Source organism: Geobacillus sp. TFV-3, from assembly GCF_009901865.1.
Taxonomy (GTDB): Bacteria; Bacillota; Bacilli; order Bacillales; family Anoxybacillaceae; genus Geobacillus; species Geobacillus thermoleovorans_A.
In genome coordinates this window covers 2,109,746-2,134,316 of the sequence record NZ_MPSP01000001.1, presented here as the reverse complement: position 1 = coordinate 2,134,316, position 24,571 = coordinate 2,109,746, and the positions used below count along the sequence as shown (strand labels likewise).

Below are 24,571 nucleotides of genomic sequence, written 5' to 3'. Positions count from 1 at the left end.
TATGCAAATATATGAACAAACTGTATTCCAACTGATTCTTCATGGCGGAAACGGCCGCAGTTATGCAATGGAGGCGATTGCAGCAGCGAAAAAAGGAGAATTTGCCGAGGCGCGCCGGCTGCTTGAACAGGCGGGAGCGGAACTGCAGGCGGCCCATGGGCTGCAGACCGCGCTGCTGCAACAAGAAGCGGGCGGCGGACAGCCGGTGGTGACGCTTCTGATGGTGCATGCCCAAGATCATTTAATGACGGCGATCACGGTCAAGGATTTAGCCGCTGAATTCGTGGAGCTGTATGAAGCGCTAAAGCGGCAAACAGCCGAATCATAATCGTCGTCGGCCGGCTTGTTGCCCGGGTGAGAATGATTCGCTTCAATGGGAATGAACCCAAGGCGGGCGGCAACGGGATGTTCTAGAGACCGCCCGCTTTGTTGATTTTACAATAATTTTATTATGTAAACAAATAACAGCCGTTCAGCCCGCCCGGCGGCAGCCGGGCGCGGCTAAACGAGAAGGGCAATTCCGCTTGTTAGCGTCACATATCGTGGCTTGTGTTGTGCTTTTGCCGCGTGTGATTGCGGTTCTTCACTTTTTTCGAACCGTCAAGCGGCTCTGGCTGCCCAGGGTTGTCGCCTTTGGGCGCGTTTTTGCGCATATCTTTGCCGTCGTTTTTGTTCGCCATCTCCTTGTCCCTCCTTTTTTATTAGCATGCCGGCGGCGGCTGACGTTTATTCAGCGTATAATTTGCGCCCGGTTTGAGACGATAAGTAATGGATGACCGCCATGACCGGAAAAGGAGGAACGAGCCATGGTTTACCATAAAACGAAACAAGACGCGTTTCAGGCGGCGCAAAAGGCGACGATGGAAGCGAAAGAATGGCATGACCATTTAGTGCGCGACCAAGCCGACTATGGCCACCAATTGGCCCATTTGCGGCAGGAAGTAAACGAGGCGTTTGCCCAGATTGAAAACGCGCTCGAAGTCGCATCCGAGACGCAGCGCGCGCAACTCGAAAAATTCCGCAGCGACCTGCAGGCGATTGTCGATGACATCAACCGAAACGAGTAAGGGAATGCCCGCGGCGGCCATTCCCTTTTTGCATGCTATGGCAGGCCGGGATGGCGGTACGGCCGCCGCGCTATTGATTCTTTTTTCGTTTTTTGTTGTTTTGGCGCTGGGCTTCTGTCAGCGGTTCATCATCTTTAGCGAGGAGACCCCCCACTTCAATGACCGAAGGGAATAAGTGCGGGAGAAATCGCTTTTTTGTTTTTGCATCACTAAAAAATCAATATGATATACTACATTTAGTGAAAGAGAGGTGAGACAAATGGATGTGACGTTAACCGCCAAAATCAAAATTTACCCAACAGCGGAACAAGCAGAATTATTGAAAGCTGCCCTTTCTGCTTATCGACAAGCATGCAACGCTGTATCTGCTGTCATTTTTGACACAAACATACTTGCACAAGCCAAGTTGCACGACATGACCTATCGCCAACTTCGAGCCAACTACGCATTGCGTTCGCAAATGGCACAATCAGTAATTAAGACTGTCATCGCTAGATACCGTTCCTTAAAAAGCAATGGGCATGAATGGACATTGGTTCGCTTTAAAAAGCCGGAATATGATCTCGTGTGGAATCGAGATTATTCGCTTGTTCAAGGAGTGTTTTCTGTCAATACGCTAGAAGGACGAATCAAAGTACCGTTTGAACCAAAAGGCATGGAACGATATTTTGATGGCTCTTGGACGTTTGGTACAGCCAAACTCGTCTATAAGCATAACAAATTCTTTTTGCACATCCCTATGATCAAAACCATTCCAACCGTAGATGAACACGACATTCGCCAAGTGGTCGGTGTCGATCTAGGGTTGAACTTTCTTGCCGTTGCTTATGATTCACAAGGGAAAACAACCTTTTTTCACGGGCGAAACATTAAACATAGACGTGCAAAGTACAAACAAATGCGAAAAACCCTCCAACAAAAAGGGACGGCTTCTGCACGTCGGAAGCTGAAAACCATTGGACAACGAGAAAACCGTTGGATGACGGATGTGAACCATGCCGTCACGAAGGCACTCGTTCGTCAATATGGAGAACGCACCCTTTTTGTATTAGAAGATTTAACAGGCATTCGGAAAAAAACAGAACGCATATGTATTCATGACCGATATGAAACCGTAACGTGGGCTTTCTATCAATTCCGTCAAATGCTGGAGTATAAGGCACGTTTGCATGGGGCAAAAGTGATTGTCGTCGCTCCACATTACACGTCTTTAACATGTCCAAAGTGTGGGCATAAAGAAAAAGACAACCGAAAGAAACGCATACACACCTTTTGTTGCCGAACATGCGGATACACTTCAAACGATGACCGCATTGGGGCGATGAACCTTCAACGAAAAGGAATCGAGTACATCGTTGAAGGAACGACATAGGCATGACCTGTGTCGTTGGGTAGTCGTCAACCTGCCCGTCATGCAACCCCAAGTCAAGGAAGGAGGATAACGTCCGTTCGCACTTCTGGGGAGTTGCAAGCCCCCACTTCAAACGTTAGTTAAGTGGGGGTAGTTGACGCCAGGGATCACGTGGTTTGCTTTCCGTTTCGCCATTCGTTTCACCTCCGCTTCTAGTTTGCGACGAAACGGGCGCCTTATTCCTCTTTTGCTGCGGTAAGGAAGTAATATGGGCGAGACATTGGAAGTCATTATTTACAACTTGTCCTGTTCTATAATAAGATAAAGTCGTGCCGAACTTTATGGGGATTGGGAGAATTCATGCTATTTTTTCGACTTTTGTGCGAAAAAATAGTATAGTATTATTGTGAAGTGAAGGGGGTAATACATATGGCGAAACAAGATGTGTTCAATGCCCGCGCTTCATTCGAGGTAAATGGTAAAAAATACAACTATTACCGTTTGCAAGCGCTTGAAGAAGCGGGCATCGGCCAGGTGAGCCGCCTGCCGTACTCGATCAAAGTGTTGCTTGAATCGGTGCTTCGCCAAGTCGACGGCCGCGTCATCACGAAAGAGCACGTCGAAAACTTGGCGAAATGGGGAACGCCGGAAATGAAAGACATCGATGTGCCGTTTAAGCCGTCGCGCGTCATTTTGCAAGACTTCACCGGCGTGCCGGCCGTCGTCGATTTGGCTTCGATGCGCAAAGCGATGGCGGATCTAGGCGGCGACCCGTACGAAATCAACCCGGAAATTCCGGTCGACCTCGTCATCGACCACTCGGTGCAAGTCGACCGCTACGGGTCGGACGATGCGCTCGAGTACAACATGGATTTGGAATTCAAACGGAACGCCGAGCGGTACAAGTTTCTGAAATGGGCGCAAAAAGCGTTTAACAACTACCGTGCGGTTCCGCCGGCAACGGGGATCGTCCACCAAGTGAACTTGGAGTATTTGGCAAGCGTCGTTCACGCAGTCGAAGGGGAAAACGGCGAGTATGAAGCGTTCCCGGATACGCTTGTCGGTACGGACTCGCATACGACGATGATCAACGGCCTCGGCGTCCTCGGCTGGGGGTCGGCGGTATTGAGGCGGAAGCCGGCATGCTTGGCCAGCCGTCATACTTCCCGGTGCCGGAAGTCATCGGCGTCCGCCTGACAGGCAAATTGCCGGACGGAGCGACGGCCACCGACTTGGCGCTTAAGGTGACGCAAGTGCTCCGGAAAAAAGGCGTCGTCGGCAAATTCGTCGAATTTTTCGGACCAGGGGTTGCGACCTTGCCGCTTGCTGACCGGGCGACGATCGCCAATATGGCGCCGGAATACGGGGCGACGTGCGGCTTCTTCCCAGTCGACGCCGAAGCGCTTGACTATTTGCGCCTGACCGGCCGCGATGAACATCACGTTCAAGTCGTCGAAGCGTACTGCAAGGCAAACGGCCTGTTCTACACGCCGGATGCGCCGGAGCCGGTGTTTACGGACGTTGTCGAAATCAACTTGTCGGAAATTGAAACGAACTTGTCTGGCCCGAAACGGCCGCAAGACTTGATCCCGCTTTCGAAAATGAAACAATCGTTCCGCGACGCGGTGAAAGCGCCGCAAGGCAACCAAGGCTTCGGCTTGACGGAAGCGGACTTGGAGCGGGAAATTACGGTCGAGCTGAACGGCGAACAAGTGAAATTGAAAACGGGCGCCGTCGTCATTGCGGCCATCACGAGCTGTACGAATACGTCGAACCCGTACGTGCTCGTCGCCGCTGGCTTAGTGGCGAAAAAAGCGGTGGAAAAAGGCTTGCAAGTGCCGAAATACGTGAAAACGTCGCTCGCGCCGGGCTCGAAAGTCGTCACCGGCTACTTGCGTGACTCAGGACTGCTTCCATACCTCGAGCAGCTTGGCTTTAACATCGTCGGCTACGGCTGCACGACATGCATCGGCAACTCAGGTCCGCTTGCGCCGGAGCTCGAAAAAGCGCTCGCGGAAAGCGATCTCCTCGTGACAAGCGTCCTGTCCGGCAACCGGAACTTTGAAGGCCGCATCCACCCGCTTGTCAAAGGTAACTATTTGGCATCGCCGCCGCTTGTTGTCGCCTATGCGCTCGCCGGCACGGTCGACATTGACCTGCTCAACGAACCGATCGGCAAAGACAAAGACGGCAATGACGTCTACTTCCGCGACATTTGGCCGTCGATGGAAGAAGTGAAGAATGTCGTCAAGCAAGCAGTCGATCCGGAACTGTTCCGCAAAGAATATGAGCGCGTGTTCGACGGCAATCCGCGTTGGAATGCCATCGAAACGACGGACGAGCCGCTTTACCAATGGGATGAAAACTCGACGTACATTCAAAATCCGCCGTTCTTTGAAGGCTTGTCGCCGGAAGTGCGCAAAGTTGAACCGCTCACCGGCTTGCGCGTCGTCGGCAAGTTCGGTGATTCGGTCACGACCGACCATATTTCGCCGGCAGGTTCCATCGGCAAAAACACGCCGGCAGGCCAATATTTGATCTCGAAAGGCGTCGAGCCGAAAGATTTCAACTCGTACGGTTCGCGGCGCGGCAACCATGAAGTGATGATGCGCGGCACGTTCGCCAACATCCGCATCCGCAACCAAATTGCGCCGGGCACGGAAGGCGGCTATACGACGTACTGGCCGACCGGCGAAGTGATGTCGATGTACGATGCGTGCATGAAATACAAACAAGACGGCACTGGGCTTGTCGTCATCGCCGGCAAAGACTATGGCATGGGCAGCTCGCGCGACTGGGCGGCGAAAGGGACGTTCTTGCTTGGCATTAAAACGGTGATCGCCGAAAGCTTTGAGCGCATCCACCGCTCGAACCTCGTCTTGATGGGCGTTCTGCCGCTGCAATTCAAAGAAGGCGAAAATGCGGAGACGCTCGGCTTGACCGGCAAAGAAGCGTTCGACATTCACATTGATGAAAGCGTCAAACCGCGCGACCTCGTCAAAGTGACGGCGACGGACCCGGATACGGGCGAGAAGAAAGAATTTGAAGCGATCGTCCGCTTTGACAGCGAAGTCGAAATCGACTACTATCGCCACGGCGGCATTTTGCAAATGGTGCTGCGCGAAAAATTGGCGAAAGTGAAGCGATAACGGCAAAAAGCAGGCTCCCACATCGGGAAGCCTGCTTTTATTTTGTGTTAAGCTTTTTCGCTGCGTTCTCAAGCTTGCTTTTGGGATCCGGGGTGAACGTTCCGTCTTGGCCAAAGCCTTGCGGGTTGACGCCCGGCGCCTTCGTGCCGCGGTTTCGGCCGCCGTTTTTGGTCATTGCTCTCACCTCCGCTCTTTATGGATAGTATGGCTGCCCTTGGCCAAAATATAAGCAAAAGGAGGAAAGCGTGATGAACAAGGGGCTGAAGACGGCGCTCGCGACAATCGCGCTCGCCCAGTTTCTGAAAATCCCGATCAAACAGCTGGAAACCGGCCGGTGGGACTGGCGGCTCTTTTTCGAAACCGGCGGAATGCCAAGCTCCCACTCTGCCGGTGTTTCCGCCTTAGCGACATTTATCGCCCTCGAGCGAGGCGTGCGCACGATCGATTTTGCCTTGGCCGCGTTGTTTGGGCTGATCGTCATGTACGATGCGCAAGGGGTGCGGCGCCAAGCGGGCGAACTCGCCCTTCGCCTGAACGAGCTCGCCGAGGAAGTGGAAAAGTTGGAAGGCGACCCAAAACAAACCGTTTATCAAAAACGACAGCGGCAGCTGCGCGCCCGGCTCGGGCACGAGCCGATCGAAGTCGTCGGCGGGGCGCTCTTAGGCATGGCCGCGGGCGCTTTATCGCATTGGGGTTGTCGGCGCTGCAGCTGACGGCCTCAGGCAGCGAAGCGCGTCAGGGGTCGGCGACATGGGATGATGGACAACGGCACGCCTCTAGCCGCCAAAAAGCCGCCCTGTTTTTTCGTTGAGAGCAGCCGTTGCGGCTATGACGGGATGTTTCGTTTTTCCCGCCACCGCCTGCCCCAGAGACGCATGCTTGGCAGTTCGGCGAAAATCATGCCGGCCAAAATCGCCACGCCGCCAAGCCAGGCCGATGGCGACAGCCGCTCTCCAGCCAAAAGGCAGGCGGTCAAAGCGGCGAACACCGGTTCCATGGCGAAAATGAGCGCGACATGAGCGGGAGTCGTATATTTTTGCACCGCCGTTTGGATGAGAAACGCCGCGGTCGTCGCCAAAAGCGATGTCACAGCGAGCGCCCCCCATACTTCCGGACGGCGGAGCACCGCCATGTTCCACATTTGGGCGGCATCTTCAAACCAAAAGGCAAAGACGAAACAGAGGATGCCGACAGTAAAAATTTGCACCATTGTCAACAGCATCGTCGAATACTGAGAGGAATAGCGGCCGGTGACGATAATGTGCATGGCAAAGGAAACAGCACAAAGAAAGACAAAGAAATCACCGTGATTGAACGACAGCTCCGCTCCCCCTGTCAGCCAATACAGGCCGAACGCGGCAAGCACCGCTCCAACGACCGCATTCACAGACGGTTTTTGCTTCAAAATCAAAAAGGAAAACAAGGGAACGAGCACAACGCTCAGTCCGGTAATAAAGCCGGCTTTCGAGGAAGTGGTATACAACAGTCCGATTGTTTGGAATGCGTAGCCGAAAAACAGCCATAGCCCCATCCACGCCCCAGCGCCGATGAGCCGCCATGACAACTGGCCGAAGAGTGGACGGGAAGCGGCAGCGATCCAAGCGAGAAGCAGCAAGCCGGCCAAACTGAAGCGAACGGCGTTAAACGACAACGGCTCCAAAAACGAAATGGCATTTTGGACGACGACGAACGTCGCGCCCCAGACGAACGTTACCATTAGCAGACTCAGATCGGCTATGGTTTGACGCTTCAATTCGAATCCTCCCTCTTCCTATGCTTGCGCCCCATCTCATTTTAGGTGCTAGCCGCTAGTGTACCACAAATAGGCCGAAAAAGATAGATTATTTTGGAAAAAAAGATGGGCGCCTGCGGCAAGATGGTTGATACAAGAAGAAATTGCGCATAATATTAGGTAATGAACAAGGGCGCAAGTGTGGTAAAATAAAAACCAGCTCTGATCATCGCCGCGCGGAAGGGTGACAATGCGTTGGACGTACAAATCCACTGGACGTATATCACACCGAAAAAACAAGAGGCGTTTCTTGTTTCCGATTGGGTTGATGCAAAAAAGGCTCTCGCTTTGGCGGATGATTTTGAAAAAACCGGGCGGACGAAAACAGTGGAGTTCGTCGATCGAAATGGCACGGTGTGGTCAAAAAAAGAGCTGAAAAAGCTGCTAGAGGAGATCGCTGGCGAGCCGCATGAGATCGTTGTGTATTTCGACGGCGGCTTTGACCACGAGACGTCCCAAGGCGGCGCTGGCGCGGTCGTATACTATAAGCAAAACGACCATCGCTATCGGCTGCGCGCCAACCGAAAGCTTGACGAAATCAAATCGAATAACGAAGCGGAATATGCGGCGTTTTGGTTTGTCATGCAGCTGCTTGAAGAGCTCGGCGTTCACCATTTGCCGGTGACGTTCCGCGGCGACTCCCACGTCGTGTTAAAGCAGCTGTCCGGCGATTGGCCGTGTTTTGAGGACGATTTCAACATCTGGCTTGACCGCATTGAAGCCAAAATGCGCGAGCTTGGCATCGAGCCGGCATATGAACCGATTTCGCGCAAGCAAAATAAAGAGGCGGATTCGCTCGCTCAAAAGGCGCTTAGGGGGCAGATCATCACGAGTCGAACGGAATTGACAGAGAAAGGGTAAGGACGTATGAAACAGAAGCGGAACCGACGCAAAGAAATATTGGACCAAATCGCTTGGCTGGAGGAAACGTACTGCGACGGCTGCTTTTTAAAAAGCACCTTCCGGAAAGAGTACGGCAAAACGTACGCCCAGTCGTTTTGCATCCAGCAATGCACGGTCGGGGAACAAATGCGGCAGTACGGGGAGATGCTCCTATCAGCGCCGCCGCATCCTCGCCAGTAGGACCGAACGGTGCAGGAAGCTGCGGCTGAGGGCGTTCTTTGTTCATGCGCGCCGACAAGCATTTCGGCAGGCGCGTATGTTTTGTTCGTTGCCGCTTGCCGCTCGATTGGGAGTGTAGCGAAAAAAAGAGCTTCGCCAAGCGAAGCTCCGTCTCGTTCGGGCTATTGTTGCGCCTCGCGAAGCTGATGCTCAGCGCGGGCCAATGTTTGTTCGCAGCGGTCGAGAAAATCCCCGTCGACGCCCGTGGCTTCTTGGCGGGCGCGCGCCAGTTGGTCGCGGGCGTTTTTCACCGCCTGTTCGGCATGGTCAAGCATTTCCGGATCCAGTTGCATCGTCGCCTGGCCGACCATTTTCTCCGCCGTCTCGACGAACATTTCCACTTGCTTCAAGTCGTTGTATCCTGTATGTACGTCGGCATCGCGCCTCGTCATATGAACACCTCCCTTTCCTTATTGTTCGCCGTTTGGTGAAATTTATGCCAATCAAATGAAAAAGACATCCTGCGATGCTGCAGGATGTCTTTCGTTCCGCTCCCGTTCTCTCGTCTATGTCAACGAAGCCTTATAATTTGACAACGTTCGCTGCTTGCGGTCCGCGGTTTCCTTGGACGATTTCAAACGAAACTTCTTGGCCTTCTTCTAACGTTTTGAACCCTTCACCTTGGATCGCCGTGAAGTGGACGAATACGTCCGAACCGCCTTCCACTTCGATGAAACCGTAGCCTTTTTCGTTGTTGAACCATTTTACTTTACCACGTTGCATAATACTGAATTCCTCCTAATACCTTTAGCCTGTTTGGCTAACCTCAAGATTTTTATCAAATAACAAAATATACTTCACAGCCATCCAAGATGCTTCTTCATGATGAGCGCCTGAAATATATTCTGTTATGTGATGACTTTACTATACACTACCGAGGGTGGCCGCGTCAAGCAAAAGAAAGGAAATTTCCGAAAAAAGTTGTCTGCCTGTCTGAAAAACCATGGGTTACAAAGGAAAACGGGCCGCTTGGGGAGAAAAAAGTCATGAGCGGGCAACAACGGCCATACATTGGAATAGGAACGACAAAAAGGGGGAGAAACGGATGTACCGCGGAAAAATCGCGGGAAAAGAAGTGATCGTTCGATTGGGCAACCGGGTCAGCCGCCGCTATTTCAGCGACAATAAAATTTACCACATGGTTCTTTCGTACGGAGAGTCGGCGTTTCGGAAAGGGCAGGATATGTTTTGCATCTATAATGACCGCGTCGGCTTGATTGTTGCGGAAGTCGAGCAACAGGACGTCCCGGTCATTCGGATCGATTACATTATCGAAAACGAAAATGTGTACGAGTAACCAATTGACAGCGGAAGGCGAATGCGGTAATCTCTCTTGTAAGCGGTAACAAAACAAGCCGCATTCGTCCCTGTTTCTCCCAGGGGCAGACGTGCCGGGCCAGCATCGTCTGTTTATTTTTTTGGCTCGCGTTGAAACAGGTGGCTTTGTTTTTTCGTATGATGATATGACAAGAGAGACAAAGAGGTGACTACGGTGTTATTGCGCAAAATGATGTCAAGAGTCGGAGTCGGGTCGGCGCACGTCGACTTGATCTTAAATAAATCGTTATGGCGCCAAGGGGAAATGATTCAAGGGATCGTCCACATTTACGGCGGGACAGTGGAACAAATGATCGAGCGGCTCGATGTGGAGCTCGTGCAAAAAACGATCGAAAACGGCAAGGAACTGGATGACATTGTCGCCGTCATTCCGGCGGCCGGAGCGTTTTCGATCAAGCCGAGCGAGAAAAAGGAAATCCCGTTTTCCTATACGATTCCGGAAACTTTGCCGCCATCGCGCCCCGGTCGGTCGTACCGGTTCATCACCCGCCTTCATATCGAAGACGCGGTCGATACGCTCGACTTCGATTACGTGCAAATTTTGCCGAAAAAATAGGTTGACAGCGTTTTCAAATGGTGGTATGCTGAAAGCAAGTTAATCTTGTTGTGGTGGAGAAGCGGAGACCCACACATATTCCTCGTTGATGGACGGGGGAGTGTGTGGGTTTTTGCTTTTTTGCCCAACTTGCAACCCTCCGGAGGGGTGCTCTAGCAGGAAGTGACAAGAAAAATCTCGAATGAAAAGGGGGAAGAGGCCAAATGTCGCCATTTTTAGGAGAACTCATCGGCACCGCATTGCTCATCCTTTTTGGAGCCGGGGTGTGCGCCGGCGTGAATTTAAAAAGATCGTATGCAGCCAATTCTGGTTGGATCGTCATTACGATGGGATGGGGGTTGGCAGTGGCCGTGGCCGTATACGCTGTCGGCCGGTATAGCGGCGCCCATCTTAACCCGGCGTTGACAGTGGCATTGGCCATAAGCGGTGATTTTCCGTGGAAAGATGTCCCTGGCTATGTGGTGGCGCAAGTGCTCGGTGCTATGATAGGGGCTGCTGTTGTCTATCTCCACTATTGGCCGCACTGGAAAGAAACAGACGACCCAGGCGTCAAGCTCGGCGTGTTCGCCACCGGGCCGGCCGTGCCGAATACGGCGGCCAACTTGCTTAGCGAGATCATTGGAACGTTTGTGTTGGTTTTAGCCATCTTGGCTATTGGCGCCAACAAATTCGCTGATGGGCTCAATCCGTTTGTCGTCGGTTTTTTGATCGTGGCGATCGGCCTGTCGCTCGGCGGCACGACGGGATATGCCATCAATCCGGCCCGAGACTTTGGGCCTCGTTTAGCCCACTTTTTGTTGCCGATTCCAGGGAAAGGGTCATCGAATTGGTCGTATGCGTGGGTGCCGATCGTCGGACCGCTGCTCGGCGGCGCGTTAGGCAGTTTAGTGTATAAAGCCGTTTTCTTAGGAAAACCGACAGGCGCCCTATGGGTAGTGCTGGCGGCAACCGCAATCGTTTTGGCGGCGGCGAAGATCGCAAAAGGAAAAACAGTGAGCGCCGCAAGCCGTCAATCTCTTTAACCGGCGCATAAGTAATACGCCAAATGAGCCAAAGAAGGGAGAAAGGGGAAAGCCATGAATCAATACATTTTATCCATTGACCAAGGCACAACGAGCTCACGCGCCATTTTGTTCAATCAAAAGGGCGAAGTCGTTCATATGGCGCAAAAAGAGTTTACGCAATATTTCCCGCAGCCCGGCTGGGTTGAGCACAATGCTAACGAAATTTGGGGCTCGGTGCTTGCCGTCATTGCCAGCGTGTTGTCTGAGGCGCAAGTGAAGCCGGAACAGGTGGCCGCAATCGGCATTACGAACCAACGGGAAACGACGGTCGTGTGGGAGAAAGACACCGGCAACCCGATTTATAACGCCATCGTCTGGCAGTCTCGCCAGACAGCTGGCATTTGCGACGAGCTGAAAGCGAAAGGATATGACCCGCTGTTTCGCGAAAAAACCGGTTTGCTCATTGACGCCTATTTTTCCGGGACGAAAGTGAAATGGATTTTGGACCATGTCGAGGGAGCGCGCGAGCGGGCGGAGCGCGGCGAATTGCTTTTTGGCACGATCGATACGTGGCTCATTTGGAAACTCTCAGGCGGCCGCGCTCATGTGACCGACTATTCAAACGCGTCGCGCACGTTGATGTTTAACATTCATACGCTTGAGTGGGACGACGAATTGCTTGCGATTTTAAACGTGCCTAAGGCGATGCTTCCGGAGGTGCGGCCGTCGTCGGAAGTATATGCGAAAACGGTTCCGCATCATTTCTTTGGTGTGGAGGTGCCGATCGCTGGGGCCGCGGGCGACCAGCAGGCGGCTTTGTTCGGCCAGGCGTGCTTTACGGAAGGGATGGCGAAAAATACGTATGGCACCGGCTGCTTTATGCTGATGAATACGGGGGAAAAAGCGGTCGAGTCGAAACACGGGCTGCTGACAACGATCGCCTGGGGGATTGATGGCAAGGTTGAATACGCCCTTGAAGGCAGCATTTTCGTCGCCGGTTCGGCCATTCAATGGCTGCGCGACGGCTTGCGGATGATCAAAACCGCGGCTGACAGCGAAGCGTACGCTGAAAAAGTCGAGTCGACCGACGGGGTGTATGTCGTACCGGCGTTCGTCGGTCTTGGCACGCCGTATTGGGACAGCGAGGTGCGCGGGGCGGTGTTTGGCCTCACGCGCGGCACAACGAAAGAGCATTTCATCCGGGCGACCTTGGAATCGCTCGCTTACCAGACAAAAGATGTGCTCGCCGCCATGGAAGCCGATTCCGGCATCTCGCTGACGACGCTGCGCGTTGATGGCGGAGCGGTGAAAAACAATTTCCTCATGCAGTTCCAGAGCGATTTGCTTGCCGTTCCGGTCGAACGTCCGATTGTGAATGAAACGACGGCCTTGGGCGCGGCGTATTTGGCCGGGCTGGCGGTCGGCTACTGGAACAGCCGGAATGACATCGCCGCCCAATGGCAGCTTGAGCGCCGGTTTGAGCCGAAGATGGATGATGACAAGCGAACGATGCTTTACGATGGCTGGAAAAAAGCGGTGCGGGCGGCGATGGCGTTTAAATGATGGAAAAACGCGGATGCCTTGATGACAGGCATCCGCGTTTTTACGTCCTTCGCTCGATGCTGCGTGCTAGCACGCCCGCTGCTTCATCTGCCGGCATAGGGGGCCGGAACAAGTAGCCTTGCGCCTCGTGGCAACCTTTTTGCCTTAAGTACTCGAGCTGTTCCTCACGCTCTACTCCTTCGGCGACAACGTTCATGCCAAGATGGCGGGCGAGGGAGATGATTGTGCTTGTGATGATGCTGCCATAGTGCGAATGGGGGCAATCTGCGATGAAGGTACGGTCGATTTTCACGGTGTCAATGTTCAATTGTTTCAAATAGGCGAGCGAGGAATAGCCAGTGCCGAAATCATCAATGGACAGGCGCACCCCCATCTCTTTCAACCGGCGCAAATTGGTCAAAACGGTCGTTTCTTGATAAATGGCGATCGTTTCTGTAATTTCAAGTTCCAACCACGATGGTTTCATATTCGTCTCCGCCAAAATGGCTTCCACGCGGGCGGCGAATTGCGGATGGTGCAGCTCTTTGACGGAAATGTTGACGGCCATTCGAATCGGCGCGAATCCTTGCTGACGCCAACGTTCGTGCTGCCGGCAGGCCTGTTGGATCGTCCATTCGCCGATGGGAATAATGAGACCCGTTTCCTCGGCGAGCGGAATAAAATCCCCTGGCGGCACAACGCCTTCGGTGGGGTGATGCCAACGAATGAGCGTTTCCATAGCGGAAACGGTTTTTGTTCGCACATCGACAATCGGCTGGTACAATAGGACGAACCCATCCATGTTTTGTTTGACTGCTTGGTGCAAATCCGCTAACAAAAATACATTAGGAAGGCGCTGATGCCGCAGCGCTTCTTCATAAAGACAATAGCTGTTTTTGCCTTTTCGTTTCGCTTCCATGGCGGCCATGTCCGCCTGGCGGATGGCCGTGTCCACATTGGCTTGCTCACCGTCGAAAAGAGCGATGCCAATGCTGGCCGTTATAAAAATGGTTTGTTCGGCCAACGAAAACGGCTGGGCGATGAGTGCCAGCAAATCTTCCGCTATGGCTGATGCTTCTTGGTGTCCGGCGACTGGCGCGAGCAACACGATGAATTCATCTCCGCTCATATGGGCGGCGATGCCATGGGGGCGGACGCGCTCACGAAGCCGAGCGGCCGTCTGTTGAAGCAGCTTGTCGCCGATATGATGGCCGAACGAATCATTAATATATTGAAAGCCGTCTAAATCAATATACAAAATGGCGCCGTGTTGTTTCGTTTCGTTTAGTTTCAGCAGCATTGCCTCGGCAAGTTGCAAAAATCGCCGCCGGTTCGGCAATCCAGTGAGCTCATCATAATGGTAATGGAGCAGGGAATCATACAGCCGCCTGTTTTCTTCGAGAGCTTTCCTTGTTCCCTCATGTTCCATGGCGAGGCTCGCGAGCGATGACAGCGCCGACATAATCTCCATATCTTCCGGTTCCGGTTCGCGCTCGGTCGGATAGTAAAACGCCAGCGTTCCGAGCACATGGCCGGATGACGAGAGAATGGGCATGGACCAGCAAGCTCTCAATCCGTGCGCCAACGCCAATTGCGCATAAGACGTCCAGCGGGGGTCATTTGCCACATTGCTTGCGATCACGATCTCTTTTTGATAGGCGGCCGCGCCGCACGATCCAGATTGCGGCCCGATTTCGATTCCATTCATGGCTTGGATATAAGCGGATGGCAAGCTTGGCGCTGCTCCATGGTAAAGGCGTCGTCCGTTGTCATCGGCAAGCAAAATCGAACAAATGGCTGGAGGCCGCAATGCTTCGGCCGCCTTGGCAATGGACGTGAGAATGGCATCGAGCGGCTCGTGTTTGGCGATTTGCTTCAAAATGTGAGTCTGTTCAGCGAGCAGCCGCTCCGCATGCGTTTCAGCGGTCATGTCAGAGCACGAGACGAGGAGGAACGGCGTACCGTTCAATGCTTTCCAACGCATATGCACGCGAACAGGGCATAATTTGCCGGTTTTATGCACCGTTCTGGCCGTGAATGTGCGAACCGCTTCATCGGTCGGTTGAGGAAGCAAGTGGACGAGGGACGCCCAGTCGTCAGGATGGAAAATAGTTTGAAATGGGGCGCCGATGAGTTCAATCCGATCGTAGCCCAACGATGCACCCGCATAGTCATTCATATCGGCAATTACTCCATGTTCATTAACCACCCATTGCACAGCAGGCATAAAAAAATAAAGGGCCCCATAATGCGTCATGATCGACTGCTTATCCATGCGGAAGCAATCCTCCAATCTTCAAAAAAATAGGTGCACTATACCATTTTACCATGTTTTTATCTGTTTTTATCTATTTTTGTCGAACGGCTGCTGTATTTTTTACTGACCGTATAAAACGATGAATGCAGCGCACGTCTCACTTCTCCGCGGCATTTTGTCGAGCAGGAGAGGGTGACGAACCATTCGCATCAAGTTTAGCGATAAAAGTTATTGTTTACATATTTTTCTTTCATAAACGATACACCAGCTCCTACACCTGTCGAGCAAAGTCGAATTTTTTTGTTGGACGAACATAAAGAGAAAAAGCTGAAAAATCTTTTGTATGTCCTTAATTATTTTATAAAACATTATGCTAAATAAACATACAACAGAAGGATAAAGTTACAAAAAATGTTGAACTGACAAAAAGATGTGATAGAATATTATTATAAAATTGTATATAGTCTAAAATTTCGTTAAACTAAATCAAAGGGGAAAGGTGCGTTGGAAAAACAACCTCTTTTGGAAATTGATCGATTGCGAGTTTCGTTTCAGATCGACGGCAAGTATTATGCGGCAGTCGATGATGTTTCCTTGACGATCGCGGAAAACGAAGTCGTCGCCCTTGTCGGCGAGTCGGGGTGCGGAAAAAGTGCGCTTGCCCTTTCGATCATGGGGCTGCACCCGCCCGAGAAGACAAAAGTGGAAGGGCGTCTGCAGTTTAAAGGGACGAACTTGCTGTCGTTGTCCGTTTCTGAATTGAACCGAATCCGCGGCAAAGAGATTGGGATGATTTTTCAAGATCCGTTGACGGCGCTCAACCCACTCATGACCGTCGGACGACAAATCGAGGAAAGCATGGATTATCATTTACGGCTGTCGGCGGCGGAAAAAAAGAAACGAACGATCCGTTTGCTTGAGCGGGTCGGCATTCCTGAACCGGAAAAAGTGTACCATCTCTATCCGCACGAGCTCTCTGGGGGGATGCGGCAGCGGGTTGTCATTGCCATTGCCATCGCTTGCGAGCCAGCGCTGCTCATCGCCGATGAGCCAACGACGGCGCTTGATGTGACGATTCAGGCGCAAATTATGGAACTTTTGAAAGAACTGCAACAGCAAATGAAAACGAGCGTTATTTTGATCACGCATGATTTAGGGGTCGTGGCGGAAATGGCGGATCGGGTGGCCGTCATGTACGCAGGGGAAATCGTTGAGCTGGCGGATGTCGACACCATTTTCCACCGCCCGCTTCATCCATACACTCGCTCGTTGTTGCAGTCGATCCCGTCCGCGCAGACGAAAAAGGAACGGCTTCATGTCATTCAAGGGATCGTTCCCCCGTTGCATAAGCTGCCGCGGCAAGGCTGCCGCTTCCAGCCGCGCATCAGCTGGATTGGGGCGGATCGGCACGAACCGGATCCGAAGCTGCGGGAAGTGGAGCCGGGGCATTGGGTGCGTTGCACATGCTACCAATACTTTTATTTTCCCGATGGTCATCAAATAGTAGGAGAGGTCGATTATGGTGCTTCTTAACGTGCGACATTTAAAAGTGCATTATCCGGTGCGCGGCGGCTTTTTCCGCCGGATCGTCGACTATGTCAAGGCGGTCGACGATGTCAGCCTTTCTTTGAATCAAGGGGAAACGTACGGACTTGTCGGGGAATCGGGCTGCGGCAAAACGACGACGGGACGCACGATCATCGGCCTCATTCGGGCAACGGCCGGCGAAGTGCTGTTTGAAGGGACGGACTTGACAAAGCTGAATCGGCGTCAGTTTCATGCGTACCGAAAAGACATCCAAATGATTTTTCAAGACCCGTACTCGTCTCTCAACCCGCGCAAGCGTGTGCTCGATATTGTCGCTGAGCCGTTGCGCAACTTTGAAAAATTGTCGCCACAAGAAGAGCGGCGCAAAGTGCAGTATGTGCTTGAGCGGGTCGGGCTAAGCGCCGAGTCGATCTATAAGTATCCGCACGAGTTTTCGGGTGGACAGCGCCAACGCATCGGCATCGCCCGTGCGCTCACGCTCAACCCGAAGCTGATCATCGCCGACGAGCCGGTTTCAGCGCTTGATGTCTCGGTGCAGGCGCAAGTGTTGAACTTTATGAAAGATATTCAGCAAGAATATGGACTCACGTATTTGTTCATCAGCCATGATTTGGGCATCATCCGCCATATGTGCGATCGGATCGGCATTATGTACCGCGGCCGGCTTGTCGAGGAAGGGACGAGTGAAGATATTTTCACGAATCCACAACACATTTATACGAAGCGGCTTTTGTCCGCGATTCCGAACGCTGACCCGCGTGAGCGCGGTCGACAGGCGGCGTTGCGCCGTGAGGTGGAGATGGAATATGCGCAAGCGTATTCGCGCTATTTTGATGAAAGCGGCCGGGCGTATCCGCTTAAATCCATTTCGCCGACTCATTCCGTAGCCATTCCGTAAAGAAGGAGGCGAAACGATGCTGAAGTTTATTTTGCGTCGAATCTTGATCATGATTCCGCAGCTGTTTTTGTTAAGCGTCCTCATTTTTTTGCTGGCAAAGGCGATGCCGGGCGATGCGTTGACCGGCCAACTGGCAGCCAATCCGAAAATGGATCCGCAAACGTTGGAAGAGATGAAAGAAAAGCTTGGGTTAAACGACCCGGTACATATTCAATACATCCGCTGGGTGAAAAACATGCTTCACGGTGATCTCGGCCTGTCTTACACCCATCAGCAGCCGGTCACGGACTTGCTGGCCGGAAGAATAGGAAATACCGTATTGTTATCGGCGGCTATTTTAGTTTTGACCTATCTCATCGCCATTCCGCTTGGCATCGTGTCCGGACGGTGGACCGACACGTGGGCTGACAAGCTCATTGTCGGCTACAGCTATATTGGTTATGCGACTCCGCTCTTTATCTTTGCGTTGATTATGTTGTTTATTTTCGGCTTTCATCTCGGTTGGTTTCCGACCGGCGGGAGTGTGGACATTCAAGTTGAGGAAGGGACGCTTGCCTACTATTTAAGCAAACTGAACCATCTCATGCTTCCGGCCTTGTCCGGAGCGCTTATTAACACGGTTGTGACCATTCAATATTTGCGCAGCGAAATCATCGATACGAAAGTGAAAGATTTCGTGAAAACGGCACGCGCCAAAGGAGTGCCGGAGCGGCACGTTTACTGGCGGCACATTTTGCGCAATTCGTTTTTGCCGATCGCGGCTTTTTTGGGATATGAAATTACTGGGCTTATTGGCGGGTCGGTCTTTTTAGAGTCGATTTACAGCTATCCTGGGCTTGGTCAGTTGTTTTTGCAGTCGATTATGCAGCGCGACTACAGCGTCGTGACGGCGCTCGTCATGATTTCCGGCGTGGCGACGCTAGTGGGGACATTGTTGTCCGACATCATTTTAAGTGCGGTCGACCCGCGCATTCGCATTGAGTAGGAAGGGAGGAAGGCATTGAACATGAAAATCGAGGTCAACAGCCCTGCACCAGTCGACATAACCGTTGAAAAAAGCCCTTCCGCCCTCTCGATTATGTGGCGGGAGCTCGTCCGTGATCGGCTCGCTCTTGTCTCTCTTATTATATTGACCATCATTTTGCTGATCGTCTATGGAGCTTCGATTTTTTTAGATCAAGAGGAAATTGTGAAAGTGGACTTTTTGGCCATCCACTCGCCGCCATCGGCGGAACATTGGCTCGGTACTGACTACGGCGGCCGCGATGTGTTCGGTCAACTGATTATCGGCGCCCGCAATTCCTTTACGATCGGGCTGGCCATTACGTTGATCACTGGGGCGATCGGCCTCGTTGTCGGGTTGGTGGCCGGCTATTTCGGCGGTTGGGTTGACAATGTCATTATGCGCATCATCGACTTCATTCTTGTCTTGCCATTTTTGATGCTGGTCATCGTGTTTGTGGCGATTGTGCCGAAATACAACGTCATGACGTTTATTTTGATTATGAGTGCATTTTTATGGACCGGCAAAGCTCGGCTCATCCGTGCGAAAACGCTCGCTGAGCGCGAGTTGGATTACGTAAGCGCCTCAAAGACGCTTGGAACGCCGGATTGGAAAATCATTTTGTTTCAAATTTTGCCGAATTTAAGCTCCATTATCATCGTCAATTTGACGTTGAATTTAGCCGGCAACATTGGCATTGAATCCGGGCTCACTTACCTTGGATTCGGCCTGCCGGAAAGCACGCCGAGCTTGGGGACGTTGGTCAGCTATGCGACCAACCCGGACGTGCTGCAAAACAAATGGTGGGTATGGCTGCCTGCATCATTGCTCATTTTAGTGATGATGCTGTGCATAAATTTCATCGGCCAAGCGTTAAAACGTGCGGCTGATGCAAGACAACGATTAGGATAAAGGGGGAAGAAAACAGTGAAGAAAAAGTGGTTGGCGGCGCTGGCCGCGCTCTTGCTCGTGCTCGCCGGATGCACGAGCAACTCGTCGACGACTGGAGGAGGAGACAAAAACAAACCGGCTGCGCAAAAAGAAGACATCAGCAAATTCCCGATGACCGTGAAAAACGACGGGAAAATCATCGATGGCGGCGTGTTGAAATACGGCCTTGTGTCCGACACGCCATTTGAAGGAACGCTCAGCTACGCATTTTACACGGGAGCTCCAGATGCTGAAATTTTGCAATTTTTTGATGAGTCGCTTTTCCGTACGAACGGCGACTATGAAATTACGAACGATGGCGCCGCCACGTATGAGCTGTCCGACGACAAAAAAACGATGACGATTCGCATTAAGGACAATGTCAACTGGCATGACGGCCAGCCGGTGACGGCGGAAGACTTGGAGTATGCGTATTTGGTCATCGGCCATAAAGATTATACCGGTGTCCGCTACGGCGACGCGCTCATCCAAGACATCGTCGGCATGGACGAATACCATAGCGGCAAAGCCAATAAAATCGCCGGCATTAAAGTGGTCGACAAAAAGACGTTGACGATCACATGGAAGCATGCGAACCCGTCTGTGTTGACCGGCATTTGGGCGTACCCGCTGCCGAAGCATTATTTGAAAGACGTGCCAATCAAACAATTGGCGCAATCGGATAAAATCCGAAAAAATCCGATCGGCTTTGGCCCGTTTAAAGTGAAGAAAATCGTGCCAGGCGAATCGGTGGAGTTCGTCCGAAACGATGACTACTGGGCCGGCAAGCCGAATTTGGAAGGGGTCATTCTGAAAGTCGTCAGCCCGAAAGTGGTGCTGCAAGCGTTGAAAAAAGGCGATATCGACATTGCGGAATTCCCGACGGATCAATATCCGAATGCGAAGGGAACGAAAAACATTCAGTTTATTGGCAAAGTCGACTTGGCCTACAACTACATCGGCTTTAAACTCGGCCATTGGGATGCGAAAAAGCAAGAAAATGTGATGGACAACCCGAAATTCCAAAACAAAAAGCTGCGCCAAGCGATGGCATATGCCATCAACAACCAAGAGGTGGCCGACCGCCTGTACCACGGCTTGCGCTTCCCGGCGACAACGCTCATTCCGCCGTCGTTCCCGGGTTATCATGATAAAACAATCAAAGGGTACACGTATAACCCGAAAAAAGCGAAACAGCTGCTCGACGAGGCCGGCTATAAAGATGTGGATGGCGATGGCCTGCGCGAAGACCCGAACGGCAAAAAGTTCACGATCAACTTCTTGGCGATGAGCGGCGGCGACATTGCCGAGCCGTTGGCGAAGTTTTATATGCAAGGCTGGAAAGATGTCGGCTTGGATGTCCAATTAGTGGACGGCCGCTTGGCGGAATTTAACTCGTTCTATGACATGGTTGAAAAAGACGATCCGAAAGTCGATGTGTACGCCGCCGCGTGGGGGACGGGAACAGACGTCGACCCGTACGGATTGTACGGCCGCAACGTCATGTTCAACTACTCGCGCTGGGTGAATGAGAAAAACGATGAACTGCTTGAAAAAGGCCATTCCGAGCAGGCATTTGACAAAGAATACCGCCGGAAAATTTATAGTGAGTGGCAAAAGTTGATGAACGAAGAAGTGCCGGTTATTCCAACGTTGTATCGTTCGGCCCTCTACGCGGTCAACAACCGCGTCGCCAACTTCACGGTCGATCCAAGCTCGAAGCTGACATGGAAAGACGTCGGAGTCACATCAGAACAGCCGGAAGTGGCGGAATAAGCGAAAAATGGTTGCTGTCGCGGGTTGTGTATGATCACATAAAAGACAAATTGCATACGCCTTATCAAGAGTGGGCGAGAGAACGGGCTTGATGACCCCACAGCAACCTGCCGCCGGCAAGGTGCTAACACCCGCAAAGCGGTTTCGCTTTGGATGATAAGAATGGCTCATGACCCCCTTCGCATCATTCCGAGGCGCAGGGGGTTTTTGATTGATGGGAGGTGAGAGAAACGGTGGCGGAACTTTATTCTCTCCGCGCCTGCATGGTGTCGCACTTGCCGGCCGCGGCGTTCGCTGTTCATGTGATGCGCTGCGTGCAGGCGGAGCTCATCCGGTTTGACCCGCAAGCGGCGGTGCATGTCGACCGCGGGGACGGATACGTTCATTTGTATGGAAAAGCGCAAGGAACAGCCTTTTCGGTTTTGTTGACCAACAGCGAGGCGGACGAATGGAAGGCGGACGGACCGTACGCCCTTGACCGCTACATATGGACAGAGCTCGGGAAAAAAGAGATTTTCCCTGCGCGCATGACGCCGTATTTATGGTCGGTGTTTTCAAGTCCATAATGGAAAGGGAGAGCGAGCAATGGCAGTTAAAAAGTTCGAGCATGTCGGCATTCAAGTGAAAGACATTGAGACATCGAAGGAGTTTTATCAAAATGTCGTCGGCCTTGAGCTGCTAAGCGAGATGATCCATACGAACGGAACGATGAAACTGGCGTTTTTAGGACTTGACGGTTCGATCATCGTTGAGTTGATCGAAGGGTACAACCCGAACTTGCCGACGGAAGGAAAAGTGCACCATGTGGCGTTTACGGTGGAAGGCATCGAGCAAGAGAAAGAACGGCTCAAGTCGCTCGGTGTCCCGCTTGTTTGGGACGACATTACGACGCTTCCGAACGGGGCGAAATATTTGTTTTTCCTTGGCCCGGATGGGGAATGGATCGAGTTTTACGAGCCGGGACGATAAATCCGGCAAGGAGAAGGCGGCCGCATGGGCCGCCTTTGTCCGTTTCAGCGCTGTTTGGCCAAAGAAGCAGGAAAATGGGAGGCGCACCACGTATAGTAAAAAGAGAGAGGAGGAAAATGAGATGGAGCCGCAAGTTATTCACGCCATTCAAGACGACTATCCGGATGAATTTGCCTGGTGCTATGGCTGCGGGCGGCTGAATGAACACGGCCACCATTTCCGCACCGGATGGCAAGGGGACAAGACGGTGACGGTGTATACGCCGCGCCCGGAGCATACAGCGATTCCTGGGTTTGTGTACGGCGGGCTGATCGCCTCGCTTATTGACTGTCATGGGACAGGATCAGCGGCGCTGGCGTTGCATCGGAAAAACGGCCATGAACCAGGCAGTGGGGAAACGCCGCCGCGCTTTGTCACGGCGTCGCTTCACGTTGATTTCGTCAAACCGACGCCGCACGGGGTGCCCCTTGTCGCCGTCGGGACGGTGACAGAAATTCATCCAAAAAAATGGAAAGTTGATACGGAAGTGTTCGCCAACGGCGAACTGTGCGCTCGCGGCCAAGTCGTGGCCGTCGTCATGCCGAAAACGTTTGTCCGCACCTAACAAGCAGCGAAAAGCGCCGGAGAGAGGCTGTTTTTGACAGCGTTTTCTCCGGTGCTTCGCTCGTTGCGCCCGGGCCGCTTTGGCATCGGCTTTCCGCGCATGATTCCCCTTTGGTCCATGGATAAAAGCGCTTTTTTCACGGTTTATCCATAATCAGCACCGATGATGTCGCGCTCGCCACGTCTTTGCCGTTTTGCCGCACGATGGCGGTCACATAAGCGACGGTTTTCCCGAACTTTTCCACCCTAGCCTCGATTTCGGCTTCTCCAGCCGCCACCGGGCGGTGAAACGTCGTCTGCAAGTTAATGGAGGCGTGCATTTGGTCATCGCGAAGCAAGGTCGTCACCGCATAAGCCATGAGAATGTCCGCCGCCGCTCCGACAAATCCGCCCATAATCACCCCGTTGCCGTTGAGCAGCGATTCGCTGATCGTCCATACGCCTTTCGCACAGCCGTCTCGGGCTTCCGTCAAGCGGACGCCAAGCGACTTGTCGCACGGCGGCGGCGCGCTTTGACCGGCGATGACATCGTGCAAGTTGGTCATTGGCTTCATCTGGAACACCCTTTCTGTTGTCAATCATGTTTTTTTATTCGCCAAACGGCGGCGATTTCCTCTTTTCACGTCCGTGAGGAGGAGAACGGCAAAGCGGCAGCGAAAGAAACAAGAAGCTGATGATGGAAAGGAGATGGTCTCATGTATCAACCGCCAGACGCCTTCCGTTGGACGGGGCGGATTGACAGCGTGAGCGATGAGCGGGCGTTTCGCCTTCATCAGCGCATTCGCCTGCTTGATTTAACGAATCGATTCGAATCATTGGAGCGCGCCGCCGCATTCATTGGATTTGCGTGCGACGAAGGAGTGCGCCGCAACCAAGGCCGTCAAGGAGCGAAAGAGGCGCCGGCCGCCATTAAAGCGGCACTGGCGCGGCTGCCTTGGCATCTTCCGGAAGGGGTGGTCGTCTATGACGCAGGCGATGTCGTTTGCGTTGATGAACAACTCGAACAAAGCCAGGCGGAACTTGGAACGATGGTCGCCCGCCTGTTGCGAAGCGGCATTGCGCCTATTGTGATCGGCGGCGGCCATGAGACGGCGTACGGCCATTACTTAGGCGTTCGCGAAGCGCTCGGGCCCAAGGCAAGCATTGGCATCATCAACATTGACGCCCATTTCGATTTGCGTCCATACGATGACGGTCCGACATCGGGAACGATGTTTCGGCAAATATTGGATCAAGACGGCCGAGCCAGCTACTTCTGCCTTGGCATTCAACGGCTCGGCAACACAGCGGCGCTGTTTGCGGCGGCCGAGAAGTACGGTTGCCGGTACATGATGGAAGACGAGCTGACCGCAGGGCCGATTGAGGCCGCCTATGCACAAATCGAGGAGTTTGCCGCTCATCACGATGCCGTGATGTTCACCATTTGCATGGACGCCATCAGCGCCGCGGCTGCGCCGGGAGTGAGCGCGCCGTCGCCGTTTGGACTCGCTCCATCTTTGGCGCGCGCCCTCATCCGCCGGATCGTCTCCCATCCGAACACCGTCAGCGTTGACCTTTGCGAAGTCAACCCGCTCTTGGATGAAGGCGGGAAAACGGTGGCGTTAGCCGCTGCCTTTTGCATGGAGACGATCCTTCATTTCCAACGCTTACAGCCAAGGCGGTGAGA

Annotated in this window: 27 protein-coding genes, 1 pseudogene and 1 riboswitch; of the genes and pseudogenes, 20 read left to right on the top strand and 8 right to left on the bottom strand. The window is 52.8% G+C overall.

Translation table 11 applies throughout. From position 1 onward, the window contains the following. Position 1: 1 nt before the first annotated feature. Positions 2 to 328, top strand: coding sequence for a PTS lactose/cellobiose transporter subunit IIA (locus tag BJQ97_RS10760; RefSeq protein ID WP_160156566.1), 327 nt, complete (start codon positions 2 to 4; stop codon positions 326 to 328). 205 nt (positions 329 to 533) lie between these two features. On the opposite strand, the gene BJQ97_RS10755 is transcribed toward BJQ97_RS10760, so the two are convergent. Next, positions 534 to 680 (bottom strand): small acid-soluble spore protein P, encoded by a 147-nt coding sequence (locus tag BJQ97_RS10755; RefSeq protein WP_075261709.1) that lies wholly within the window; start codon positions 678 to 680, stop codon positions 534 to 536. A 126-nt stretch (positions 681 to 806) separates the two neighbouring features. On the opposite strand from BJQ97_RS10755, the gene BJQ97_RS10750 reads away from it, so the two are divergent. After that, positions 807 to 1,067, top strand: coding sequence for a hypothetical protein (locus tag BJQ97_RS10750; RefSeq protein ID WP_044731623.1), 261 nt, complete (start codon positions 807 to 809; stop codon positions 1,065 to 1,067). 70 nt (positions 1,068 to 1,137) lie between these two features. Here BJQ97_RS10750 and sspO read toward each other — a convergent pair whose 3' ends face one another. Next, positions 1,138 to 1,221 (bottom strand): small acid-soluble spore protein O, encoded by an 84-nt coding sequence (gene sspO, locus BJQ97_RS18170; protein WP_407066455.1) that lies wholly within the window; start codon positions 1,219 to 1,221, stop codon positions 1,138 to 1,140. Between the two features lie 105 nt (positions 1,222 to 1,326). Between sspO and BJQ97_RS10740 the strand changes: the two genes are divergently transcribed. Both BJQ97_RS10740 and acnA read left to right on the top strand, forming a co-directional pair. Next, the gene (locus tag BJQ97_RS10740; RefSeq protein WP_160156565.1) at positions 1,327 to 2,439 is read left to right on the top strand and encodes an RNA-guided endonuclease InsQ/TnpB family protein; all 1,113 of its coding nucleotides are present in this window, start codon (positions 1,327 to 1,329) and stop codon (positions 2,437 to 2,439) included. Positions 2,440 to 2,847: 408 nt separating this feature from the next. Next, positions 2,848 to 5,567: pseudogene (acnA, locus tag BJQ97_RS10730) on the top strand (aconitate hydratase AcnA). Between the two features lie 37 nt (positions 5,568 to 5,604). On the opposite strand, the gene sspL reads toward acnA, so the two are convergent. After that, entirely contained in the window at positions 5,605 to 5,742 is a 138-nt protein-coding gene (sspL, locus tag BJQ97_RS10725) for a small, acid-soluble spore protein L (RefSeq protein WP_011230846.1), read from the bottom strand. 73 nt (positions 5,743 to 5,815) lie between these two features. On the opposite strand from sspL, the gene BJQ97_RS10720 reads away from it, so the two are divergent. Beyond that, positions 5,816 to 6,280: a divergent PAP2 family protein gene (locus BJQ97_RS10720; RefSeq protein ID WP_201451685.1), complete on the top strand. Its 465-nt coding sequence runs from the start codon at positions 5,816 to 5,818 to the stop codon at positions 6,278 to 6,280. 113 nt (positions 6,281 to 6,393) lie between these two features. Here the strand turns inward: BJQ97_RS10720 and BJQ97_RS10715 are convergent, their stop codons facing one another. Next, positions 6,394 to 7,320 (bottom strand): DMT family transporter, encoded by a 927-nt coding sequence (locus BJQ97_RS10715; RefSeq protein WP_160156562.1) that lies wholly within the window; start codon positions 7,318 to 7,320, stop codon positions 6,394 to 6,396. Between the two features lie 234 nt (positions 7,321 to 7,554). Between BJQ97_RS10715 and BJQ97_RS10710 the strand changes: the two genes are divergently transcribed. Next, positions 7,555 to 8,220 (top strand): ribonuclease H family protein, encoded by a 666-nt coding sequence (locus BJQ97_RS10710; protein ID WP_160156561.1) that lies wholly within the window; start codon positions 7,555 to 7,557, stop codon positions 8,218 to 8,220. Between the two features lie 6 nt (positions 8,221 to 8,226). Then, positions 8,227 to 8,442 (top strand): zinc-finger domain-containing protein, encoded by a 216-nt coding sequence (locus BJQ97_RS10705; protein WP_044736512.1) that lies wholly within the window; start codon positions 8,227 to 8,229, stop codon positions 8,440 to 8,442. Positions 8,443 to 8,603: 161 nt separating this feature from the next. Here BJQ97_RS10705 and BJQ97_RS10700 read toward each other — a convergent pair whose 3' ends face one another. Beyond that, positions 8,604 to 8,873 carry a DUF2564 family protein gene (locus BJQ97_RS10700; RefSeq protein ID WP_160156560.1) on the bottom strand — a complete coding sequence of 90 codons (270 nt, stop codon included), beginning with the start codon at positions 8,871 to 8,873 and terminating at the stop codon, positions 8,604 to 8,606. Between the two features lie 130 nt (positions 8,874 to 9,003). After that, positions 9,004 to 9,204 carry a cold-shock protein CspD gene (gene cspD / locus BJQ97_RS10695; protein ID WP_003251474.1) on the bottom strand — a complete coding sequence of 67 codons (201 nt, stop codon included), beginning with the start codon at positions 9,202 to 9,204 and terminating at the stop codon, positions 9,004 to 9,006. A gap of 322 nt (positions 9,205 to 9,526) precedes the next feature. Here cspD and BJQ97_RS10690 point away from each other — a divergent pair, with 322 nt between their 5' ends. From BJQ97_RS10690 to glpK, 4 genes are all read left to right on the top strand, one after another. Next, complete coding sequence (locus BJQ97_RS10690; protein ID WP_013145664.1) at positions 9,527 to 9,778, top strand: hypothetical protein; 252 nt, start codon at positions 9,527 to 9,529, stop codon at positions 9,776 to 9,778. Positions 9,779 to 9,973: 195 nt separating this feature from the next. Next, positions 9,974 to 10,375 (top strand): sporulation protein, encoded by a 402-nt coding sequence (locus tag BJQ97_RS10685; RefSeq protein ID WP_160157600.1) that lies wholly within the window; start codon positions 9,974 to 9,976, stop codon positions 10,373 to 10,375. A 203-nt stretch (positions 10,376 to 10,578) separates the two neighbouring features. After that, entirely contained in the window at positions 10,579 to 11,397 is an 819-nt protein-coding gene (locus tag BJQ97_RS10680) for an MIP/aquaporin family protein (protein ID WP_044731613.1), read from the top strand. 54 nt (positions 11,398 to 11,451) lie between these two features. Beyond that, on the top strand, positions 11,452 to 12,942 hold the full coding sequence (glpK, locus tag BJQ97_RS10675; RefSeq protein ID WP_160156559.1) for a glycerol kinase GlpK: 1,491 nt from the start codon (positions 11,452 to 11,454) through the stop codon (positions 12,940 to 12,942). Positions 12,943 to 12,982: 40 nt separating this feature from the next. Here glpK and BJQ97_RS10670 read toward each other — a convergent pair whose 3' ends face one another. After that, positions 12,983 to 15,196, bottom strand: coding sequence for a sensor domain-containing protein (locus BJQ97_RS10670; RefSeq protein WP_160156558.1), 2,214 nt, complete (start codon positions 15,194 to 15,196; stop codon positions 12,983 to 12,985). A gap of 486 nt (positions 15,197 to 15,682) precedes the next feature. On the opposite strand from BJQ97_RS10670, the gene BJQ97_RS10665 reads away from it, so the two are divergent. The 8 genes from BJQ97_RS10665 (at position 15,683) to BJQ97_RS10630 (ending at position 22,906) form a co-directional block, all read left to right on the top strand. Next, positions 15,683 to 16,711, top strand: coding sequence for an ABC transporter ATP-binding protein (locus tag BJQ97_RS10665; protein WP_160156557.1), 1,029 nt, complete (start codon positions 15,683 to 15,685; stop codon positions 16,709 to 16,711). Next, a complete protein-coding gene (locus BJQ97_RS10660; RefSeq protein ID WP_160156556.1) occupies positions 16,698 to 17,624 on the top strand; it encodes an ABC transporter ATP-binding protein in 927 nt (308 codons plus the stop codon). The genes BJQ97_RS10665 and BJQ97_RS10660 overlap by 14 nt, the downstream gene beginning before the upstream one ends. A 16-nt stretch (positions 17,625 to 17,640) precedes the next feature. Then, positions 17,641 to 18,609 carry an oligopeptide ABC transporter permease gene (gene opp4B / locus BJQ97_RS10655; protein ID WP_160156555.1) on the top strand — a complete coding sequence of 323 codons (969 nt, stop codon included), beginning with the start codon at positions 17,641 to 17,643 and terminating at the stop codon, positions 18,607 to 18,609. Between the two features lie 21 nt (positions 18,610 to 18,630). Then, positions 18,631 to 19,539: an ABC transporter permease gene (locus BJQ97_RS10650; RefSeq protein ID WP_160156554.1), complete on the top strand. Its 909-nt coding sequence runs from the start codon at positions 18,631 to 18,633 to the stop codon at positions 19,537 to 19,539. A 15-nt stretch (positions 19,540 to 19,554) separates the two neighbouring features. Beyond that, entirely contained in the window at positions 19,555 to 21,333 is a 1,779-nt protein-coding gene (gene opp4A, locus BJQ97_RS10645; protein WP_160156553.1) for an oligopeptide ABC transporter substrate-binding protein, read from the top strand. 58 nt (positions 21,334 to 21,391) lie between these two features. Continuing rightward, positions 21,392 to 21,496, top strand: a riboswitch (SAM riboswitch). 70 nt (positions 21,497 to 21,566) lie between these two features. Then, complete coding sequence (locus BJQ97_RS10640) at positions 21,567 to 21,899, top strand: hypothetical protein (RefSeq protein WP_160156552.1); 333 nt, start codon at positions 21,567 to 21,569, stop codon at positions 21,897 to 21,899. Positions 21,900 to 21,918: 19 nt separating this feature from the next. Next, positions 21,919 to 22,302 carry a VOC family protein gene (locus BJQ97_RS10635; RefSeq protein WP_160156551.1) on the top strand — a complete coding sequence of 128 codons (384 nt, stop codon included), beginning with the start codon at positions 21,919 to 21,921 and terminating at the stop codon, positions 22,300 to 22,302. A 121-nt stretch (positions 22,303 to 22,423) separates the two neighbouring features. After that, complete coding sequence (locus BJQ97_RS10630; protein WP_160156550.1) at positions 22,424 to 22,906, top strand: PaaI family thioesterase; 483 nt, start codon at positions 22,424 to 22,426, stop codon at positions 22,904 to 22,906. 136 nt (positions 22,907 to 23,042) lie between these two features. Here BJQ97_RS10630 and BJQ97_RS10625 read toward each other — a convergent pair whose 3' ends face one another. Then, on the bottom strand, positions 23,043 to 23,459 hold the full coding sequence (locus BJQ97_RS10625; RefSeq protein WP_160156549.1) for a PaaI family thioesterase: 417 nt from the start codon (positions 23,457 to 23,459) through the stop codon (positions 23,043 to 23,045). 141 nt (positions 23,460 to 23,600) lie between these two features. Between BJQ97_RS10625 and hutG the strand changes: the two genes are divergently transcribed. Continuing rightward, on the top strand, positions 23,601 to 24,569 hold the full coding sequence (gene hutG / locus BJQ97_RS10620) for a formimidoylglutamase (RefSeq protein ID WP_160156548.1): 969 nt from the start codon (positions 23,601 to 23,603) through the stop codon (positions 24,567 to 24,569). The last annotated feature ends 2 nt before the right edge of the window (positions 24,570 to 24,571 follow it).

Coding starts and splice junctions, on each gene's coding strand:
- BJQ97_RS10760 (WP_160156566.1), top strand. CDS start 2: ATGCAAATATATGAACAAACTGTATTCCAACTGATTCTTCATGGCGGA.
- BJQ97_RS10755 (WP_075261709.1), bottom strand. CDS start 680: ATGGCGAACAAAAACGACGGCAAAGATATGCGCAAAAACGCGCCCAAA.
- BJQ97_RS10750 (WP_044731623.1), top strand. CDS start 807: ATGGTTTACCATAAAACGAAACAAGACGCGTTTCAGGCGGCGCAAAAG.
- BJQ97_RS10740 (WP_160156565.1), top strand. CDS start 1,327: ATGGATGTGACGTTAACCGCCAAAATCAAAATTTACCCAACAGCGGAA.
- sspL (WP_011230846.1), bottom strand. CDS start 5,742: ATGACCAAAAACGGCGGCCGAAACCGCGGCACGAAGGCGCCGGGCGTC.
- BJQ97_RS10720 (WP_201451685.1), top strand. CDS start 5,816: ATGAACAAGGGGCTGAAGACGGCGCTCGCGACAATCGCGCTCGCCCAG.
- BJQ97_RS10705 (WP_044736512.1), top strand. CDS start 8,227: ATGAAACAGAAGCGGAACCGACGCAAAGAAATATTGGACCAAATCGCT.
- BJQ97_RS10700 (WP_160156560.1), bottom strand. CDS start 8,873: ATGACGAGGCGCGATGCCGACGTACATACAGGATACAACGACTTGAAG.
- cspD (WP_003251474.1), bottom strand. CDS start 9,204: ATGCAACGTGGTAAAGTAAAATGGTTCAACAACGAAAAAGGCTACGGT.
- BJQ97_RS10690 (WP_013145664.1), top strand. CDS start 9,527: ATGTACCGCGGAAAAATCGCGGGAAAAGAAGTGATCGTTCGATTGGGC.
- BJQ97_RS10680 (WP_044731613.1), top strand. CDS start 10,579: ATGTCGCCATTTTTAGGAGAACTCATCGGCACCGCATTGCTCATCCTT.
- glpK (WP_160156559.1), top strand. CDS start 11,452: ATGAATCAATACATTTTATCCATTGACCAAGGCACAACGAGCTCACGC.
- BJQ97_RS10670 (WP_160156558.1), bottom strand. CDS start 15,196: ATGGATAAGCAGTCGATCATGACGCATTATGGGGCCCTTTATTTTTTT.
- BJQ97_RS10660 (WP_160156556.1), top strand. CDS start 16,698: ATGGTGCTTCTTAACGTGCGACATTTAAAAGTGCATTATCCGGTGCGC.
- opp4B (WP_160156555.1), top strand. CDS start 17,641: ATGCTGAAGTTTATTTTGCGTCGAATCTTGATCATGATTCCGCAGCTG.
- BJQ97_RS10650 (WP_160156554.1), top strand. CDS start 18,631: ATGAAAATCGAGGTCAACAGCCCTGCACCAGTCGACATAACCGTTGAA.
- BJQ97_RS10635 (WP_160156551.1), top strand. CDS start 21,919: ATGGCAGTTAAAAAGTTCGAGCATGTCGGCATTCAAGTGAAAGACATT.
- BJQ97_RS10630 (WP_160156550.1), top strand. CDS start 22,424: ATGGAGCCGCAAGTTATTCACGCCATTCAAGACGACTATCCGGATGAA.
- BJQ97_RS10625 (WP_160156549.1), bottom strand. CDS start 23,459: ATGAAGCCAATGACCAACTTGCACGATGTCATCGCCGGTCAAAGCGCG.
- hutG (WP_160156548.1), top strand. CDS start 23,601: ATGTATCAACCGCCAGACGCCTTCCGTTGGACGGGGCGGATTGACAGC.